Source organism: Rhodoferax sp. P2_H8_2, from assembly GCF_056403235.1.
In genome coordinates this window covers 206,826-225,195 of record NZ_JBFUFW010000004.1, presented here as the reverse complement: position 1 = coordinate 225,195, position 18,370 = coordinate 206,826, and the positions used below count along the sequence as shown (strand labels likewise).

Annotated in this window: 16 protein-coding genes; 8 read left to right on the top strand and 8 right to left on the bottom strand. The window is 60.9% G+C overall.

The window, feature by feature from the left end; genetic code table 11:
* Positions 1-91 precede the first annotated feature (91 nt).
* A complete protein-coding gene (locus tag AC1DV6_RS09520; protein ID WP_477977214.1) occupies positions 92-430 on the bottom strand; it encodes a collagen-like protein in 339 nt (112 codons plus the stop codon).
* Between the two features lie 173 nt (positions 431-603).
* On the opposite strand from AC1DV6_RS09520, the gene ppk2 reads away from it, so the two are divergent.
* Positions 604-1,476 (top strand): polyphosphate kinase 2, encoded by an 873-nt coding sequence (gene ppk2 / locus AC1DV6_RS09515; protein ID WP_477977213.1) that lies wholly within the window; start codon positions 604-606, stop codon positions 1,474-1,476.
* 93 nt (positions 1,477-1,569) lie between these two features.
* Here ppk2 and AC1DV6_RS09510 read toward each other — a convergent pair whose 3' ends face one another.
* Positions 1,570-3,273, bottom strand: coding sequence for a cation:proton antiporter domain-containing protein (locus AC1DV6_RS09510; protein WP_477977212.1), 1,704 nt, complete (start codon positions 3,271-3,273; stop codon positions 1,570-1,572).
* A gap of 54 nt (positions 3,274-3,327) precedes the next feature.
* Between AC1DV6_RS09510 and AC1DV6_RS09505 the strand changes: the two genes are divergently transcribed.
* Entirely contained in the window at positions 3,328-6,078 is a 2,751-nt protein-coding gene (locus AC1DV6_RS09505; RefSeq protein ID WP_477977211.1) for a DEAD/DEAH box helicase, read from the top strand.
* Here AC1DV6_RS09505 and AC1DV6_RS09500 read toward each other — a convergent pair.
* Positions 6,075-6,863, bottom strand: coding sequence for a tetratricopeptide repeat protein (locus AC1DV6_RS09500; protein WP_477977210.1), 789 nt, complete (start codon positions 6,861-6,863; stop codon positions 6,075-6,077). The two genes, AC1DV6_RS09505 and AC1DV6_RS09500, sit on opposite strands and share 4 nt — an antisense overlap.
* A 147-nt stretch (positions 6,864-7,010) precedes the next feature.
* Between AC1DV6_RS09500 and AC1DV6_RS09495 the strand changes: the two genes are divergently transcribed.
* From AC1DV6_RS09495 to mauJ, 5 genes are all read left to right on the top strand, one after another.
* The gene (locus AC1DV6_RS09495) at positions 7,011-8,390 is read left to right on the top strand and encodes an NAD(P)-dependent oxidoreductase (protein WP_477977209.1); all 1,380 of its coding nucleotides are present in this window, start codon (positions 7,011-7,013) and stop codon (positions 8,388-8,390) included.
* 31 nt (positions 8,391-8,421) lie between these two features.
* Entirely contained in the window at positions 8,422-9,729 is a 1,308-nt protein-coding gene (gene preA / locus AC1DV6_RS09490) for an NAD-dependent dihydropyrimidine dehydrogenase subunit PreA (protein ID WP_477977208.1), read from the top strand.
* A gap of 87 nt (positions 9,730-9,816) precedes the next feature.
* On the top strand, positions 9,817-11,259 hold the full coding sequence (gene hydA, locus AC1DV6_RS09485; protein ID WP_477977207.1) for a dihydropyrimidinase: 1,443 nt from the start codon (positions 9,817-9,819) through the stop codon (positions 11,257-11,259).
* Between the two features lie 11 nt (positions 11,260-11,270).
* Positions 11,271-12,542 carry a Zn-dependent hydrolase gene (locus AC1DV6_RS09480; RefSeq protein WP_477977206.1) on the top strand — a complete coding sequence of 424 codons (1,272 nt, stop codon included), beginning with the start codon at positions 11,271-11,273 and terminating at the stop codon, positions 12,540-12,542.
* Positions 12,543-12,566: 24 nt separating this feature from the next.
* Positions 12,567-13,601, top strand: coding sequence for a methylamine utilization protein MauJ (gene mauJ / locus AC1DV6_RS09475; protein WP_477977205.1), 1,035 nt, complete (start codon positions 12,567-12,569; stop codon positions 13,599-13,601).
* Between the two features lies 1 nt (position 13,602).
* Here the strand turns inward: mauJ and AC1DV6_RS09470 are convergent, their stop codons facing one another.
* From AC1DV6_RS09470 to AC1DV6_RS09460, 3 genes are read right to left on the bottom strand one after another with little or no spacing between them, the layout of a single operon-like run.
* Positions 13,603-14,031 carry a hypothetical protein gene (locus tag AC1DV6_RS09470; protein ID WP_477977204.1) on the bottom strand — a complete coding sequence of 143 codons (429 nt, stop codon included), beginning with the start codon at positions 14,029-14,031 and terminating at the stop codon, positions 13,603-13,605.
* Positions 14,032-14,052: 21 nt separating this feature from the next.
* A complete protein-coding gene (locus AC1DV6_RS09465; RefSeq protein WP_477977203.1) occupies positions 14,053-14,454 on the bottom strand; it encodes a nuclear transport factor 2 family protein in 402 nt (133 codons plus the stop codon).
* Between the two features lie 41 nt (positions 14,455-14,495).
* On the bottom strand, positions 14,496-16,181 hold the full coding sequence (locus AC1DV6_RS09460; protein ID WP_477977202.1) for a M20/M25/M40 family metallo-hydrolase: 1,686 nt from the start codon (positions 16,179-16,181) through the stop codon (positions 14,496-14,498).
* A gap of 129 nt (positions 16,182-16,310) precedes the next feature.
* Between AC1DV6_RS09460 and AC1DV6_RS09455 the strand changes: the two genes are divergently transcribed.
* Complete coding sequence (locus tag AC1DV6_RS09455) at positions 16,311-16,685, top strand: iron chaperone (protein ID WP_477977201.1); 375 nt, start codon at positions 16,311-16,313, stop codon at positions 16,683-16,685.
* 7 nt (positions 16,686-16,692) lie between these two features.
* On the opposite strand, the gene AC1DV6_RS09450 is transcribed toward AC1DV6_RS09455, so the two are convergent.
* Positions 16,693-17,220 carry a hypothetical protein gene (locus tag AC1DV6_RS09450; protein ID WP_477977200.1) on the bottom strand — a complete coding sequence of 176 codons (528 nt, stop codon included), beginning with the start codon at positions 17,218-17,220 and terminating at the stop codon, positions 16,693-16,695.
* A gap of 14 nt (positions 17,221-17,234) precedes the next feature.
* Positions 17,235-18,350 (bottom strand): acyltransferase family protein, encoded by a 1,116-nt coding sequence (locus AC1DV6_RS09445; protein WP_477977199.1) that lies wholly within the window; start codon positions 18,348-18,350, stop codon positions 17,235-17,237.
* Between the last annotated feature and the right edge of the window lie 20 nt (positions 18,351-18,370).

Below are 18,370 nucleotides of genomic sequence, written 5' to 3'. Positions count from 1 at the left end.
TGTGGTGAATGACGACTGAAGCGTATTTGACACACGCCCCATCCTTCTGTTCGCAAACATACCAACCACCGGTTTTTTTTGGACCGTGCAGTTACTTTTGAACTGGCACAACCACAATCGTTTCGCCAGGCTTACCGGTGCGTCCGGTATCGCCCTTGACGCCGTCGTAGCCCGGTGCACCCGTGGCGCCGGAACTTCCAGTGGCGCCTGTAGCTCCTGTATTGCCGTCATAGCCCGGCGCGCCGGTAGCGCCAGTTGCGCCTGTGGCACCGGGGACGGGCACATTGGTCGCAGTACCGGTGGCGCCGGTTGCGCCGGCTGGACCTGCAGGACCCGGCACCATCACGACAGCGGGTGGCGCGGTCGTGGGCTGGCAGGCGGAAACGCCCAAGGTGATCAGCAAGGCGGAGAGCAGCAAAGAAGTTTTCATGGAGTTCCTCAAAGGGATGTTGTGAATGCAGCTTGCAGCGTAGGGCTGTGCAACACATCCTTCCGTGTGCCAGGTAACCCCCAGGCACAATAATTCTTGCAGCGCCATTGTTCGACACCGCACCGACCCCGCTTTGCAGAGCGCACAGCATGGGGCTTTAGCGAAACCACGATATGAGCAAGACCAGCGCACAGGAAAAACCAAATCCATCGGATGCCGACACGGCTGCCAACGATGGTCACCGCACAGGTTTGGCGGAGCCCACAGCGCCTGTGCCAGACGGCGCGATCTCTCGCAAGGAATACCGCACCCAGCTGAACCTGCTGCAGATTGAGCTGGTAAAACTGCAGAAACACATCATCCGCAGCGGTGAGAAAGTCATCATCCTGCTGGAAGGCCGCGACGCAGCGGGCAAGGATGGCAGCATCAAACGCATCGTTGAATACCTGAGCCCGCGCGAAACGCGTGTGGTTGCGCTGGGTGTGCCATCCAGCCGCCAGCAACAGGAGTGGTATTTCCAGCGCTACATCGCGCATTTGCCAGTGGCCGAGGAAATGGTCTTATTCAACCGCAGTTGGTACAACCGCGCCGGCGTGGAAAAGGTCATGGGCTTTTGCACCAACGATGAATACCACGCCTTCCTGCAGTCCGTGCCCAAATTCGAAGAGATGCTGGTGCACTCCGGCTTCAAGCTGATGAAGTACTACCTGGACATCAGCAAGGACGAACAAATCAAACGCCTGGCGAGCCGCATGAACGATCCGCTGAAGCAATGGAAAACCAGCCCGATAGACGCGGTGGCTGTGAAGCGTTGGAAGGCCTATTCCACCGCACGCGACGCCATGCTGACGCAAACGCATACCGCCGTCGCGCCGTGGCATATCGTGGCTACCAACAGCAAGCGCCAGGCCCGCCTGAATTTGATTCGCGACCTGCTCTCCCGCATGCACTACGCGGGCAAGAAAACCCATCTGGTGCAGCCAGACCCGGACTACGCGTTCGCGTTCACGCCGGATTGCATTGAATTAAAGCGCTTGGCGCGCTAAGACAAGAGACCAATTCCCCGCAGGGCCGCCCCAAGGGGAATTAGCTCCCTCGGGGGGCAGCGACCCGCAAAGCGGCGGAGCGTGGGGGCCACATTAGGCGGCTTTCCCAAACCGCTCCAGCACATGCGTGCCCATGTTGTGGGCCAATTCATCTTCGCCCAGGAACACGCGGCCGATGTTCTCTTGCGCGAGCAGCTCGGCTTCGGTTGTGTTGTGCGTACGCACCACGGTTTCGATGCCGGGGTTCAGCATGCGGGCGTTCTTCACCATCTGGCGCACATAGAAAGCATCGGGCGTGGCCGTCACCAGCATGCTGGCATGCGCGATGTGTGCCTGTATCAGGACCCCGGCCTCAGCCGCGTCGCCCGACACGGCGGTGAGACCGTTCAAACGCAATTGCTCTACGCGCTCCCGGTTTTGCTCCACCACCACAAACGGAATGCCCTGCTCTGTCAGCGCGGCGCCAATGCGCTTGCCGACGCGGCCCCAACCGACCAGAACGACCTGGCCCGACAGAAATTTTGCATGCGTACTCATCGGCAGTTCGGCTAACGGGTCGGCGCGGCGCTCCAGCATATTGACCAGCCGGGGGCTTGCGCGAATCCAACGTTCCAGGCCATCGATGGCGCTGAACACCAGCGGGTTGATCGCAATCGACAGCAGGGCTCCAGCCAGAATCAGGCTCTGCCCTTCAGGCCTCAACAGCCCCAGACTAGCGCCCAAGCCCGCCAGGATGAACGAGAACTCGCCGATCTGAGCCAGACTGGCCGATACATTCAGCGCCGTGTTGAGCGGGTAGCGGAAGAACAGCACCAACCCCGCGGCGGCGACGGTTTTGCCGACAATGATGATGGCCAGCACGGCCAATACCTGCAGCGGCTGATTGACCAGCACCATGGGGTCAAACAGCATGCCCACCGACACGAAGAACAAGACCGCAAACGCTTCGCGCAGCGGCAGAGAATCTTCGGCAGCGCGGTGGCTGAATTCCGATTCGCGCATCACCATGCCCGCAAAGAACGCGCCCAGCGCAAACGACACACCAAACAAGATGGCCGCGCCATAGGCAATGCTCACCGCCGCGGCGATCACACACAGCGTAAACAGCTCGCGCGAGCCGGTCAGCGTCACCATCCACAACAATTTGGGGAACACGCGGCGGCCCACCACAAGCATCAGAGCGACAAAGGCTGAGACCTTCAACAGCGTCAAGCCGAGCGAGAACCACACATTGCTCCCACCGCCGTGGGCCGCATCCGGCACCGTGCCGCCCAGCCATCCGGCCAAGGGCGGCAACAGCACCAGCACCAACACCATTGCTAGGTCTTCGACGACCAACCAGCCGACCGCAATCTTGCCGTTCAGAGAATCCAGCGCGCCGCGGGACTCCAGCGCACGCAACAGCACCACCGTGCTCGCCACCGACAGCGCCAGACCAAACACCACGGCCTCGCCCATGGGCCAACCCCAGAAATGCGCGACACCCGCGCCCATGGCCGTGGCCACTGCGATCTGCAACACCGCGCCAGGCAGTGCGATCTTGCGCACGGACATCAAATCGTCCAGCGAGAAATGCATGCCCACGCCAAACATCAGCAGCATCACGCCGATTTCAGCCAGCTCCGCCGCGATCTGGCCGTCTGCCACAAAACCCGGCGTGAAGGGGCCAATCAAAACGCCCGCGAGCAAGTAACCCACCAGCGCAGGCAGCTTGAAACGAACGGCCAGAAAGCCGAATACCAGCGCCAGGCCGAGCGCGGTGGCGATGGTGGTGATGAGGGGGGTGCTATGGAGCATGTTGATAAGTATCGCAGGTCATAAAAGCCCCTTGCCAGGCGGCACAATCTACGCATGGTTCAGCCCCGCAAAAGCTCACAGAATGCCACCCCCGGCGCAGACCAGCGCGACCGCAATGTGGCTGCTTGGGTCGAAGCGTTGCGGCGCAAGGCCGATGCCGCCACGCTGAAAGGCTTGCCAACGCTCTCTGATGCGGATGCGGCCCGCGTCATGGCGCTGCTGCGCATGGACAGCCCGCCGCCTGCCGAGCCAGCGCCGGTGATGGAAACGCCAACAGACGGCGTGCCCGGCCAGTTCCGCCCTCGCCTCACACTACAAACCCTGGGCCGCGGCGATGGCCTGCTTGGACTCAAACCGCAGGGCAAGTTAGGCCCGCGCGGCGATAGCGTGACGCTGGCGCAATTCGACTGGACCTACCAGACAGATACCGGTGACCGTTGGCACACGCCTGCTCCCACTTCCATCCTCAACAACCGCCCCAACGCGGTTCAGGAAATCTTCGACACTGGCGGCCCCGTCGTGCGTATGCAGCGTGATCTCGCGGCAGAAGCCGATGCGATGGACCTGGTGTGGGACATGGGCTTTGTGCCGCTGGCAGAGGCATCGTTCCAGTGGCGCAGCCGCGAGCATGGCCCTGCTTTGGGTTCGGTGTGGACGCTGCCGCAAGAAGAGTTCTTTGGTGACTTCTGGGCCGACCAGGTGCCGCAACTGCAAGCCAAGGGCTGGTCCGTCGTGGTCAAGCCCGGCTTCGCCCACGAGAGCGTGCCGGTGCAGCGCTGGAAACTGGTGGTCAGCCCCGACACCGGCGAAATTCTGGGTAAAGAGTTGGACAGCCCGCTGGTCAAACCCGGGCGCGGCGTGGAGAAACTGCACCTCCCCGCACGCGAGGGCGCCTGGCTGCTAAGCCTTGGGATTGAGATCGACGGCCAGACGTTGGACCTGGCGCCCATGCTGGCCGATCTGCTGCGCCGCGACCACCGCTGGCTCAACGCCGCGCAGATCGCCGCCATCGACGATCTCTCCATCGTCTCGCTTCGCGCACCGGGCGGCAAACGCATCGACGCACCGGCGGCGCCCCTGAAGGCCATCGTCGGCGCGATGGTGGACCTACTGACCGACCCGCAGCGCAACCAGGACCAGGGTTTGCATCTGGGCGCATGGGAAGCGCGGCGCCTGGATGCCCTGCGCGCCAGCCTGTTGGACGCACACCGCGTAGGCCCGCACAACGCGTGGCAACTGGAAGGCGACATGGGTCTGGCCAGCTTGGCCAAACGCCTGAAAGCATTGGGCACACCACAGCCCGTGGCCGCACCCGAAGGTCTGCAGGTGCAACTGCGCAGCTACCAACTCGAAGGCCTGGCCTGGCTACAGTACCTGCGCTTCCACAGCCTGGGCGGCATATTGGCCGACGACATGGGCCTGGGCAAAACCGCGCAGGCTTTGGCCCACGTGCTGACCGAAAAACACGCGGGGCGGCTGGACCTACCCGTACTCGTGGTGCTACCCACTTCGTTGATCTTTAACTGGCAGGCAGAAGCCCAACGCATGGCGCCAGAACTGCGCCTGCTCACGCTGCAAGGCCCGGACCGCGCAGGCCTGTTCGCGCAGATGTCCCACCATGATTTGGTGTTGACCACTTACCCACTGCTGTGGCGCGACATGGATGCACTGGCCACGCAGCGTTTTCACCTCGTCATATTGGATGAAGCGCAAATGGTAAAAAACGCTGGCAGCCGCAGCGCCCGCGCGCTGCGCCGCCTGCAGACCCGCCACAGCCTGTGCCTGACGGGCACGCCGATGGAAAACCACCTGGGCGAACTGTGGGCGCAATTCGACTGGCTGATGCCGGGTTTTCTGGGCGACGCTCGCCACTTTGCCGCACGCTGGCGCAAGCCGATTGAAGAGAATGGCGAAACCCTGCGCGCAGCACTGCTGGCCCAGCGCGTGCGCCCCTTCATCCTGCGCCGCCGCAAGCAGGATGTGGCCAGCGAACTGCCGCCGCGTACCGAAGTCATCAAGCGCGTGCAACTGCAAGGCCAGCAACGCGAGCTGTACGAAAGCGTGCGCGTAGCCGCCGACAAACAGGTGCGCCGCGTGTTGCAGCGCCAAAGCTTCAACGGCGCGCAGATCAGCATTCTGGATGCGCTGCTGAAGCTACGCCAGGTTTGCTGCGACCCGTATCTGGTCAAAGGAAGCAAGCTGGCTGACACCATGGAGCGCGCCAAGCTGGAACTGCTGGCCGACATGCTGCCGGCACTGGTGGAGGAAGGCCGGCGCGTGCTGGTGTTCTCGCAGTTCACGGAGCTGCTTGATTTGATTGCCGACCAGCTGCACGCCCAAGCCCTGCCTTTCCTAAGCCTCACCGGCAAGACCGCCACCACGGAGCGTGGCGATGTGGTGCAACGTTTTCAGGCGCAGGAAGTGCCCGTGCTGCTGCTGAGCCTGAAGGCCGGTGGCGTGGGCCTCAACCTCACCGCGGCCGACACGGTGATCCATATGGACCCATGGTGGAACCCGGCCGTCGAAGAACAGGCCACCGCCCGCGCCCACCGCATCGGCCAGGACCAACCCGTGTTTGTCTACAAGCTGGTGGTGGAAGGCAGCATTGAGGAGCGCATGCTGGAGTTGCAAGCGCGCAAGCTCGCGTTGGCCGACAGCGTGTTGGGGCATGACGCGGCGGGCGCGCTGAAGTTTGATGAGACAGACCTCGACGCCCTGCTTGCTCCGCTAGGTGCGATGACAGCTGCTGGGCAAACGCCCGAAGAAGCTGCGCGGCGCTGGGGGCGCAGCGGTAGCCGGGCCTAAGCCGTGGTGGTGCGCGCAGAGACGCTATCGAGCATCTGCTGACCGATTTCGCGAAACGCCGGATGCGGTGACTGGAGCAACAACTCTCCTGCTTCCTTCTTGTAACGCGGCGTTGCCGTCAGCGGCACCTTGCGCAGCCAGTCCAGCGCCAGCTCCATTTGCCCACGAGCGGCCAGCATGCCTGCGTAGTTGAACATCCCCCGAAAATCGCCGCCGCGCGCGCCTTCCTCAAAACAGAAGAATGCCGCGTCCATGTCCTTGGGCACGACACGACCGTCTTCGTAATAGTGGCCCAGCTTGGTCATCGATTTGGCGTGGCCCTGGTCCGCGGCCTGGCGGTACCACTGGATCGCCTCCGCATGGTTCTGTGGCACACCCTTGCCGGCGGCAAGCAGGTTGGCGTAGTTGTATTTGCCTGCGTCCAGCCCGGCATGGGCCGCCTGGCGGAACCAGTTGGCGGCGATGAAATGGTCGGCCTCGGTGCCCCAGCCATTGTCAAAGCAACGGCCCGCCATGTTCATGCCCATCACATGCCCCTGCTGGGCTGCTTTCAAAAAGAGACTGAGCGCCCGCGCTGGATCGCGCTCCGTGCCATGGCCATCCAGCAGCCATTGGCCCAACGCGATCTGCGCATCGGGATGGCCCAGTTCAGCTGCTTGCTCCATCCATGGCACCGCGACTTTGGGTTCCGCAGCAATCACAGCTTTCCATTCATCGGGGGTCAGACGCGCCAAACCTTCCAAAGAGGTTGGCAGCGCAGGGAGATCAGGGATCGACGGGGACATGGAAGGCAACTCAAACAAGAATAGTTCTCAATTGTGCCATTCATACCGCCCATGCCACGTACAAACCCCAATGTCGCATTGGCACGTGGATTGCTAGCATGCATTGCAATAACTTGACTAAACGGTCAGTTTTTTGGAGATACCCATATGACGATGCCCTCTTTGCCCACTTCGCATAGCTCTTCGCCCTCCTCTTTGCCGGACGTACGCGCTGGTCGCCTGACGCCTGCTGAATACGCAGAGCGCTTTGCCGATGCCACGCCGCGCCTCACTGCGACGCAGGCGCTGCTGGAGGCCGAGCGCTGCCTGTATTGCTATGACGCGCCTTGCGCCACGGCCTGCCCCACCAGCATCGATGTGCCTTCGTTCATCAAGCGCATTGCCGATGGCAATCTGCGCGGCTCGGCCAAAACGATTCTGGACAGCAACCCGCTGGGCGGCATGTGCGCCCGCGTGTGCCCGACCGAGAACCTGTGCGAGGCAGTCTGCGTGCGCAACACGCAAGAAGACCGCCCGGTGTCGATTGGTCGCCTGCAGCGCCACGCTGTGGACGCGCTGATGGAAAGCGACAAGCCGCAGGTCTTTACCCGCCCGCCCGCGACCGGCAAGAAGATCGCCGTGGTTGGCGCTGGCCCGGCTGGCCTGTCTTGCGCGTACATGCTGGCGCGTGAGGGGCATAACGTGGTGATCTTTGACGCCAACCCGAAAGCTGGCGGCCTGAATGAATACGGACTGGCCAGCTACAAGACGCCCGACAACTTCGCCCAAAAGGAAATCGAATGGCTGCTGGGCATTGGCGGCATCACGATCCAGAACGGCTGGAAGCTGGAAACAGCAGAACAATTGCACGCACTGCGCAAAGACTACGACGCCCTGTTCCTGGGCATGGGCCTGTCCACCACGCACCAGCTTGGCGTGGCGGGCGAGCATTTGACGGACGTGCAGGACGCGGTGGACTTCATCGCCGCGCTGCGGCAGGCAGAAGACAAATCCAAACTGCCGATTGGCCGCCGCGTCGTCGTGATTGGCGGCGGCATGACCGCGGTAGACGCCGCCGTGCAAAGCAAGCTCCTGGGCGCCAAGGTGGTCCACATGGTGTACCGCCGCGGGCGCGATGCGATGGGCGCCTCCAAAGCCGAGCAGGAATGGGCGCAGACCAATGGCGTGGTGCTGCACCAGTGCCTTTCACCCGTAGAGATTTTGGGCCGCGACGGCCATGTGACGGCGGTGCGCTTTGCCGACCAGTCGCTGGTCAACGGCAGGCTGCAATCCACCGGCCGCGAGATCACATTTGAAGCCGACATGGTGCTCAAAGCCATCGGCCAAAAGCTGGGCAACCCGGTGCTGGAACAAGGCGGTTTGGCGTTGAAAGACGGCCGCATCGCCACCGATGCCGAAGGCACAACCAACCTCAAGGGCGTATGGGCCGGTGGCGACTGCCGCGCGGGCGGGCTGGACCTGACCGTTGAAGCCGTCGAGCACGGCAAGCAATCCGCCAAAGCGATCCACGCTTTCCTCAAAGCCTGATCCGGCGCACACTGAATAACGGAGAACCAATATGGCCAATCTCGCAACCACTTTCGCTGGCGTCAAAAGCCCCAACCCTTTCTGGCTCGCCTCTGCCCCGCCCACCGACAAGGCCTACAACGTCAACCGCGCGTTTGAAGCGGGCTGGGGCGGCGTAGTCTGGAAGACGCTGGGCGAAGCCGGGCCACCGGTTGTCAACGTCAACGGCCCGCGCTACGGCGCCCTGCTCTCGCCCGACCGCCGCCTGATGGGCTTCAACAACATCGAGCTGATCACCGACCGCGACCTGGAACTGAACCTGCGCGAGATCACCGAAGTCAAACGCAACTGGCCGGATCGCGCGATGGTCGTGTCGCTGATGGTGCCCTGTGAAGAGCAATCGTGGAAAGCCATCCTGCCGCGCGTTGAAGACACGGGCGCCGACGCGATTGAGCTGAACTTTGGCTGCCCGCATGGCATGAGCGAGCGCGGCATGGGCGCGGCCGTGGGCCAGGTGCCCGAATACATCCAGATGGTCACCGCGTGGTGCAAGCAGTACACCAAACTGCCGGTGATCGTGAAGCTCACGCCCAACATCACCGACGTGCGCATGCCGGCCCGCGCCGCCAAGGCGGGCGGTGCCGATGCGGTGAGTCTGATCAACACCATCAACTCCATCATGGGCGTGGACCCGTACACGCTGAAGATGAGCCCCAACACTGGCGGCATGGGCAGCCATGGCGGCTACTGCGGCCCGGCGGTGAAACCGATTGCGCTGAACATGGTGGCCGAGATTGCGCGCGACCCAGAGACCGCCGGCCTGCCCATCAGCGGCATTGGCGGCATTGGCAACTGGCGCGATGCGCTGGACTTCATTGCTCTCGGCTCGGGCACGGTGCAGGTCTGCACTGCCGCCATGGTCTATGGCTTCAAGATCGTGCAGGACATGGCGGATGGCCTGTCCAACTACATGGACGAAATGGGCTTTACCAGCGTGGACCAGATCGTCGGCAAGGCCGTGCCGACCGTCACCAACTGGCAGTTCCTGAACCTGAACCACATCAGCAAGGCGGTGATCAATCAGGACAGTTGCATCCAATGCGGCCGCTGCCACATTGCTTGCGAAGACACCTCGCACCAGGCCATCACCTTCCAGAAAGACGGCAAGCGCCACTTTGAAGTGATGGAAGACGAATGCGTCGGCTGCAACCTGTGCGTGACCGTGTGCCCGGTGCCGGAATGTATTACCCTGCGGGACTTGAAGCCCGGCGAAACCGACGAGCGCACGGGCAAGGTGGTGAGCGACCAGTACGCCAACTGGACGACGCACCCGAACAACCCGATGCGCCAGGAGGCATAGGCCCAAGGCTACAGAGGTAAATTGGAATAAAAAGTGCCTGAAACGCCCGTAGAACGTGCGTAAGCAGCTACTGAATTAGGAGCAGACATGACGAGCATTCTGATCAAAGGCGGCACCGTGGTGAACGCCGACCGCGCTTTCCGCGCCGATGTGTTGACGCAAGACGGCAAGATCGTCGCCGTGGGCGACAACCTGACCGCCCCAGCGGGCGCGACCACGGTAGACGCGGGCGGCCAGTACGTGATGCCCGGCGGCATCGACCCGCACACCCACATGCAACTGCCCTTCATGGGCACGACCACGATGGACGACTTCTACACGGGAACGGCGGCGGGCCTGGCCGGTGGCAACACCACCATCATCGACTTCGTCATCCCCGACCCGCAGGAGAACATCCTCGACGCCTACCGCAAGTGGCGCGGCTGGGCCGAGAAGTCGGCGAGTGACTATTCCTTCCACGTCGCCATCACCTGGTGGAGCGAGCAGGTGCGCCAGGACATGGGCACGCTGGTGAAGGAAGAAGGCGTCAACAGCTTCAAGCACTTCATGGCCTACAAGAACGCCATCATGTGTGACGACGAAACGCTGGTGAACAGCTTCAAGCGTTCGCTGGAGTTGGGCGCGATGCCTACCGTGCACGCCGAAAACGGCGAGCTGGTCTACCTGTTGCAAAAGACGGTATCCGACATGGGCATCAAAGGGCCTGAAGGCCACCCACTGTCGCGCCCGCCCATGGTCGAAGCCGAGGCGGCCAACCGCGCCATCGCCATTGCAGACGTGCTGAACGTGCCGATCTATGTGGTGCACGTGAGCTGCATTGAGTCTGCCGAGGCTATCGCCCGCGCCCGCGCGCGCGGCCAGCGTGTGTATGGCGAAGTGCTGGCGGGCCATCTGGTGCTGGACGACAGCGTCTACCGCCACCCGGACTTTGCGACCGCCGCAGCCCACGTGATGAGCCCGCCGTTCCGCCCCAAGGGCAACAGCGAGTTCCTGTGGAAAGGCCTGCAAAGCGGCAACCTGCACACCACCGCCACCGACCACTGCACCTTCTGTGCCGCGCAAAAGGCTGCGGGCAAAGACGATTTTTCAAAGATCCCCAACGGCTGCGGCGGCGTGGAAGAGCGCCTGGCCGTGGTCTGGGATGAAGGCGTCAACACCGGCCGCCTGACGCCCTCCGAGTTTGTCGCGGTGACGTCCGCCAACACCGCCAAGCTGTTCAACATCTACCCGCAAAAAGGCAGCGTCTCTGTGGGCGCCGATGCCGACCTGGTGGTGTGGGACCCCGCAGGCACCAAGACGCTGTCGGCCAAGACGCAGTTCAGCAAAGGCGACTTCAACATCTTCGAAGGCCGCACCGTCAAGGGCATCCCCAGCCACACCATCAGCCAGGGCGAGCTGGTGTTTGTCAAAGGCGACTTGCGCGCCGTCAAAGGCAAGGGCCGCTACATCAAACGCCCCGCCTTCAGCGACAATTTCGCAGCCAACAAGCTGCGCGCAGAAACCCTGGCACCGACCGCCGTCAAACGTTAAGGAGTCACACCATGGCCACCGACACCGTTATCGATACCGTTGTAGACATTGACAAGATCCGCATCAACGGCAAACGCCTGTGGGCGTCGCTGATGGAGCTGGCGCAGATCGGGGCCACGCCAAAGGGCGGCGTCTGTCGCCTGACGCTGACCGACTTGGACAAACAGGGCCGTGACCTCGTGCTGAAGTGGGCCGAAGAAGCGGGCATGAGCATCACCATCGACAAGATTGGCAACGGCTTCATGCGCCGCGCTGGTCGCAACAACGACCTGCCGCCCATCATGACCGGCAGCCACATCGACACCCAACCCACCGGCGGCAAGTTCGATGGCAACTACGGCGTTCTGGCGGGCATCGAAGTCGTGCGCACGCTCAATGATTTGTGCATAGAAACCGAAGCGCCGATCGAGGTCGCCTTCTGGACCAACGAAGAAGGTTCGCGCTTTGTGCCTGTGATGATGGGCTCGGGCGTGTTCGCCAAGGCCTTCACTCTGGAGCACGCCTACGCCGCCACCGACACCGAGGGCAAGACCGTCAAGGGCGAACTGGAACGCATCGGCTACATCGGCACGCAGGAACCCGGCGACCACCCGATTGGCGCGTACTTTGAGACGCACATCGAACAAGGCCCGGTGCTGGAAGACAACGACACCACGATTGGCGTGGTCAGCGGCGTGCTGGGCATCCGCTGGTTCGACTGCACCGTCACCGGCATGGAAGCCCACGCCGGCCCAACGCCCATGGCGCTGCGCAAGGACGCCATGCAGGTCGCCACGTACATCATGCAAGAGGTGGTTGCATCCGCCCTGCGCTACGCGCCGCATGGCCGCGGCACCGTGGGCATGGTGCAGGTCTTCCCCAACAGCCGCAACGTGATCCCCGGCCGCGTGAAGTTCAGCATCGACCTGCGCAACAGCACTGACGCACTGGTCGACCAGATGGCCGACGAAGTCAAAGCCTTCGCCGCGAAGATGGCCAAGGACAGCGGCCTCGATGTGAAGATTGAAATGGTCTCCAGCTACTCCGCCATCAAGTTCCACGACGACTGCGTAGACGCCGTCGGCCGCGCTGCCGAAAAGCTGGGCTACTCCAACATGCCCGCCGTATCAGGCGCCGGCCACGACGCCGTCTACATGGCCAAGCTGGCCCCCGCCGGCATGATCTTCATCCCCTGCAAAGACGGCATCAGCCACAACGAGATTGAAGACGCAAAGCCGGAGCACATTACGGCGGGGTGCAATGTGTTGTTGCATGCGATGTTGGAGCGGGCGAAAGTGGTTTGATTTGCAACTTCCCAGACCGACTCTATGACACGCTACCGAGCCGATCTGGAAATCCGAGCAGACCTAGCTCTGCAAGAAGATTTGGCTGTACTAAAGTTCAGCGTCCCTGGGCCAAATGTCGAAATAATTCTCCGCAATGGTCCTGTGGGAGAGTCCCAGCAAACCGAATACTTGATCGGCGAAGTCTACGGAGACTCTGAGACTTTTGAGGATGTTGAAACGCAATTTCGGGGCTATTTAGCCCAAGCACTTGATTGCCTCTGCATGCTCACTTCTGTCCGCTTTCAGATCATTAAAGTGATTCGGGTCGTCGATTGGGAGTCCGGAAAGAAAGAACGACAAATTCGAAGCACGCACACGATGGATGCAAGGTTCCCGCCACAACTTGCACTTCATTCTGGTTTCGCGAAAAGCATCGAGGACCTAAGCGCAATGGAGATGCCGGAGTACCTGCGACGTGGACTCCACTGCTATCGAAAGGCAATGATCACGCCGATAGCAGCTGACCAGTTTCTCGAATTTTGGCGGGCTCTGGAAGTTCTGGCCGAAGGCAGCAAGCAGCCAACCCGGTTGCGCCTAACGTGCAGACGCTGTGATGGAGGCTTTCTTGCTTGCGAGGTTTGTGGCGACAAACCAGAGAGAATTCCCACGCCAATTGCCGCGATGCGCGATGTCTTAGAGCTCATAAAGGTCCCCGATACGAAAAAATTCCTCGCCAAACTAAAAACCTGCAGAGACAAGCTTACGCACGGCGGTTCAGAAACTTCGGTTGCCAAAGAAATCGGACAGCCGCTGGATGAAGTCATCGGCGATTTATCAAAGGCAGTCTGGTTTTGCCTAAGACTATTGATTCCAGGTGCGACCTTTACAACCGGAAAGATTGCCTTCTTTCCCCCTGGCGGGAAAGTAGTCGTAGGTGAATTGAATGTGATCGCCACAGGAACTTTTACGTATGAAGGGAATTTAGAACATCCAACAAACGATCAAATTCCTGACGTAAAGGCCCAGGTGACTTGGCACGCCCAACCCCCTATCAATCAGTCGGTTAAGTCTTCCTGACTCAGGCGCTCGTTTGCGCAACCCCGTCCCGGATGGCCGCTTGCAAAACAGCAAGATCAATATCCTTCAGCGCCTTGAACTTGATGCAATACCCGGTCACGCTGGCCTTACCTAGCTGCTTTGCATAGGTGTCGGGAAGATACTTCTTGTCGTCTATGCCCATGATGTAGACAGAAATTCCGGTAGTGTTGCCACTGATGCCAATCTGGTAGAACTCTTTGGACTTTCCATCGGCGTAGCGGATAGTCCGCACGCCATAGCCGATGTTGGGGTTGGAAACCACTTTGCCTCTTTCGTCTTTGCCATCCAGAAACCACAGCCTGGCCTTTGGCATCAGCTTCAGCACGCTTTGGTGCAGCTCCTGCATGTCACTTCGTTTTGCTTCGGGTAGAGAAGCAATGTACGCATCGATGTCCTGTTGCACGCTCATACAAACTCCTTGAATCGGTCACTAACCTGAAGTGTCAATTCCCGCCCATTGGAGCGCATCCACCCGCTTTCCAAAAGAGCGGTATTCGATGATCTTGCCATTCTGAAACATGAAACCATCTGCAAACCGCCCGCCGACCCAGTCGTTCGCGCCATGCAGGCGGACCCGGGCGTGGAGATAAACAACTACCTTGTCTCCATTGGCAAAGAACTCCTCTGGCTCGCAGGTTCCCTCGGCCCAGGTGCCGCGCCCTTTCGTCACATGGGCCTGCACTTCCGCAACGCTGCGATAGGTACCCGCCGTAGGAAATCCCTCTGGCTCGATGCGCACAATCTGCGGATCAAAATCCTTAGTGATCGCCTGCATGTCATTGCGGTTGATCGCGGCGAAGAACTGCTCCAGGATTTCAATCTCTTTGCTCATGGTTCCCCCAGAGGCAAGTTCTACATTCCGGCAGGGCCTGGTCAGCGGCTGGCTCCGGACAAGTCCCCCAGTGCCTTGCGATCGCGGTCGCGGGTACGCTTGTCTGCCTTCTTCTTTTCAATGACTTGCTCCGCTTCCGATGCCTCCACGGGCATGGGCTTGCGCGGCAAGCGGGCTTCAGCCGTGGCTGCGTTGTAAACCAATGTGGCCAACACAACCGCGGCTTGCTTCATGTCTTCCGGCACCGCATGGTCGAACGAGTCGACATGGGTATGGTGCAGGCGGGTGAAATAGTCCAATGGGTCCTGAATGAACTGAAAGCCCGGTAGCCCCACCTGGTCAAAGGACACGTGGTCCGTCGAACCCTTGGAGTTGTTGCTGATCGTGCCGTCGCTCAAATCGGCGACTTGCCCAAACCATTCGGCAAAAATGGGCCTGGCGGCGGCGTTGCCTTGTGTCGCAATGCCACGAAGTTTTCCACTGCCGTTGTCCACGTTGAAGTACAGCGACAGCTTGTCGTGTTCCTTGAGTTTGGTGATGGGCCAGCCCGGTGTGCTCCAGGCCCAGCGGGGCATTTGTCGTTCTTCGGCATTGGCGGGCTTAGGGCGGGTCGCGAAGTGCTGCTCCACATAGGCAGCAGAACCAATGAGTCCCTGCTCCTCGCCGCTCCACAGGCCAAGACGGACGGTTCGCACGGGTTGCAGCTTGATGGCCTTCAGGATGCGAATCGCCTCCATCGTGATGGCCACACCTGCTGCATTGTCCACACCGCCGGTAGCGCCATGCCACGAGTCCAGATGACCGCCCAGCATCACGATTTCAGGGTTCTCCCCTTTGCCCGCAATTTCGGCCAGCGTGTTGTGCGCGTTCACGTCTTCATCATGAAAGCGCGCCTCGACATTGAAAGCGATCTTTGGCACCACGCCGCTGTCCAGCGCGCGCGCCAGCAAGTTGTAATGCTCCACACTCAACATCAGCGCAGGCACCGGGAAGGTCTTGCCAACGCGGTGGTTTTGTCCCATGACGCGGATCAGGCCGCCATCCCAGGAGCTGCGAAACAATGCTCCCTTGACCTGCTCCGCTTTGAGGAAGGCTTCCCGCACTTCGTTAAAGCGCAGGCTCTTCTGACGCTGGGCGACGCTGTCCTGCGATGCAGGTGCATCGCTGGCTGGGGCCTTCAGGTCAAAAGTCTTCATCTCGGCCAACTCTGCAGCGGAATAGCGTTTGGAGATCTCACGCCGTGGCTCCTCCACATCCATGGGCTCGTTCAGCATCACCACTTTGTTTTTCAGCTTGCCGCGGTACTTTTGCAGCTCTGCTTCATTAACGGCATCGAGGTACACCACCTCCGCCTCTTGCGGGCCTGCAGTACCCGGCGTCCAGGCCAGAGGAATGCCATGCAGCGAGGTCTTTCGGGGCGCCAATAGATCGATCGTGGCTTTGTCGTAGCTCCAGCCACGACCGAATTCAAACGCCTCTTGGTGGACATTGCTCAAGCCCCAGCTCTTCAGTTTTTCCACCGCCCAGAGACTGGCCTCGCGCATCTTGGGTGAGTTGGTCAGCCGCGGCCCGAGGGTGTCGGTCAGGTGTTGAAAGGTCCGCATGACTTGCGAGTGGTTGAAACCCTCATCGCGAATCGCGTTGATGACCTCGGGGTCCGGTTTAGCGCACACCAGGGATGGCAGGAGCAGGCAGCTGATTGCGACCGCGTGACTGAACTTCTTCATAAGCAAAACTTTGTGGTGAAAGATGGTTAGGAATTCAAACGCCGGATAGGCGCCGTGAGTATGGCATGGGGTATGGAGACTGGCGGCGGGAATAATGGCGCGGAAGCACTTGCGATGGAGACAAGAGACATGGCAGACAAACGCCCCACGACGGTTGACGAATACATACTGGCCGCGCCCGCAGCAGGCCAGCCGCATCTGCGCCGCTTGCGCGCCATTCTGAAGAAAGCCGCGCCCAAGGCTGACGAGGAAATCAAGTGGGGCAACCCGTTCTTTGTTGAGCCACGCTTCCTATTTGCCTTCTCCGCGCACAAGGCGCATCTGAGCTTCGCGCCGGGCGAAACGGCCTTGGTGGAATTTGCCAAAGAGCTTGCAGGCCAGGACACCACCAAGAATTTCCTGAAAGTCGCCTACAACATGCCACTGCCCGAAGACCTGATCCGCAAGATCGCGGAGTACAGCGTTCGCGTGGTCAGCGAGCGGACGGACGACTCTTTCTGGTGAATCGGGTTTAGCCTTTTCGCACTTGGCGAGAAAGCCGCGACACAGCGGCGCGCAGAAGTACCCGCGAGTAGAGCTTGTGGAAGCCCAGCAAGGCGCGGAACACCCAACCCATGTCGCTGCGGCCATCGCCCTTGGCGCGGGCCGGAACGACGGCAGAGCCGAAGTACAGCCGCGTGCGGACGGCCCCACCATTGCGTGCAGGTACGACCATCAGCCAGGATCGAGTGCGTCCGGCAAAGTCGCACAGCAGTAACTGGTGGTCTGCCCTGCCCTCCACGGTCCACGCCGCAAACGCATTGACCTCGCCACGCGCCAGTTGCCCCACCTCGGCGTCAGTAGAGGGCCGGGAAACCGCTGCGCCGAGAATGAAACGCTCGATCTTGAAAACCGCCGTCGTGTAGAAAGCTTCGACGAACTGGATGTGCGAGACGCTTTGCAATACCTCTACGGCATAGCAATCCGCGTAGCTGCCTGTCCCTGCGTACTGGCTGAGTAGAGCGCCTTCGGGCAATTCACAGGGATGGATGGTGGACATGAATTTGCTTTCGGTTATTTTCTGTTCCGCAGCCAAACCATACTCGGCACGCTGACCCATCGCTCCAACGCCAGCCCCAGCAACACGCAGGCAAAGATCGTAGGCAGGTAGACAGCGAACGTCCAGGACATGTCTTTGACCATGTACGCCCGGTAGGCGCTGCAGACGCTCAGCACGATGAACATGTGGCTCAGGTAGATCTCGTAGCTCAGGCGACCCATGCTGGCCAGCCAGCCCAGGCCCTTCACAGGTTCGATCTTCACCGTGTCAGCGGCAAACAGCAGGAAGCAGGCCGAGAAACATAGGAGCAGCATCACGTGGTCATGGATCACGCGCCACAGGGCGTCGCCAAAGAAGAACACGCCGATGAGGCCGACCATACCCAGCACGCACAGGCTGCGTGCGAAGTTTTTGGATGGCTTCCAGACCTGCGCCAGCATCGCAGTCAGCACACCAAAGGCAATCGCCGACATGCCGGGCAGATAGGCTTTTTCGCGCCACAGTTCATTGGCGTCCAGCCCCGGGCGCACCCAAGGCAATGACAGGGCCAGCGCCAATAGCAACACGATGAACAAGCGCCGTGGCAAGACGATGCAAAGGATAGGGAACGCGAGGTAGAACACCTCTTCAATCGACAGCGACCACAACACATCCCACGACGCGGGCAGCCAGGTGGTTTGCGCCTCGTACCAGTTCAGATGCAAGCCCAACGCCGACACCAGCGCCCGCCACAGCGTTTGTCCCTTGGCTTCGACGACATAACCGCCCACACCAAGCAAGTGCAGCACCGTCAACACGACGAGCAGCAGCGCCAGCAACGGAAAAATGCGGCTGAACCGCGCGAGGTAAAAGCTGCGCCAGTTCAACGCCGACAACGTGCCGTACTGCGCTAGGCTGCGCTGGGTAATCAGAAAGCCCGACACCACAAAGAAGATGAACACCGCTTCGTAGCCGTTGAAGCTGATGCCATTGACGATGCGCTTACCCAGCAGTTCGCCCAAGTAACTAGGCCCCAGCGGCAGGCGAAAACCCATCGCCAGGTGGTGCACCACGACAAACAGTATCGAAAAGCCCCGTAGTAGATCAATACCGAAATTGCGGTTGGTGTGTGGCGTTGTATTGGATTGCATTGGCGCGAATTCTAAGAGCC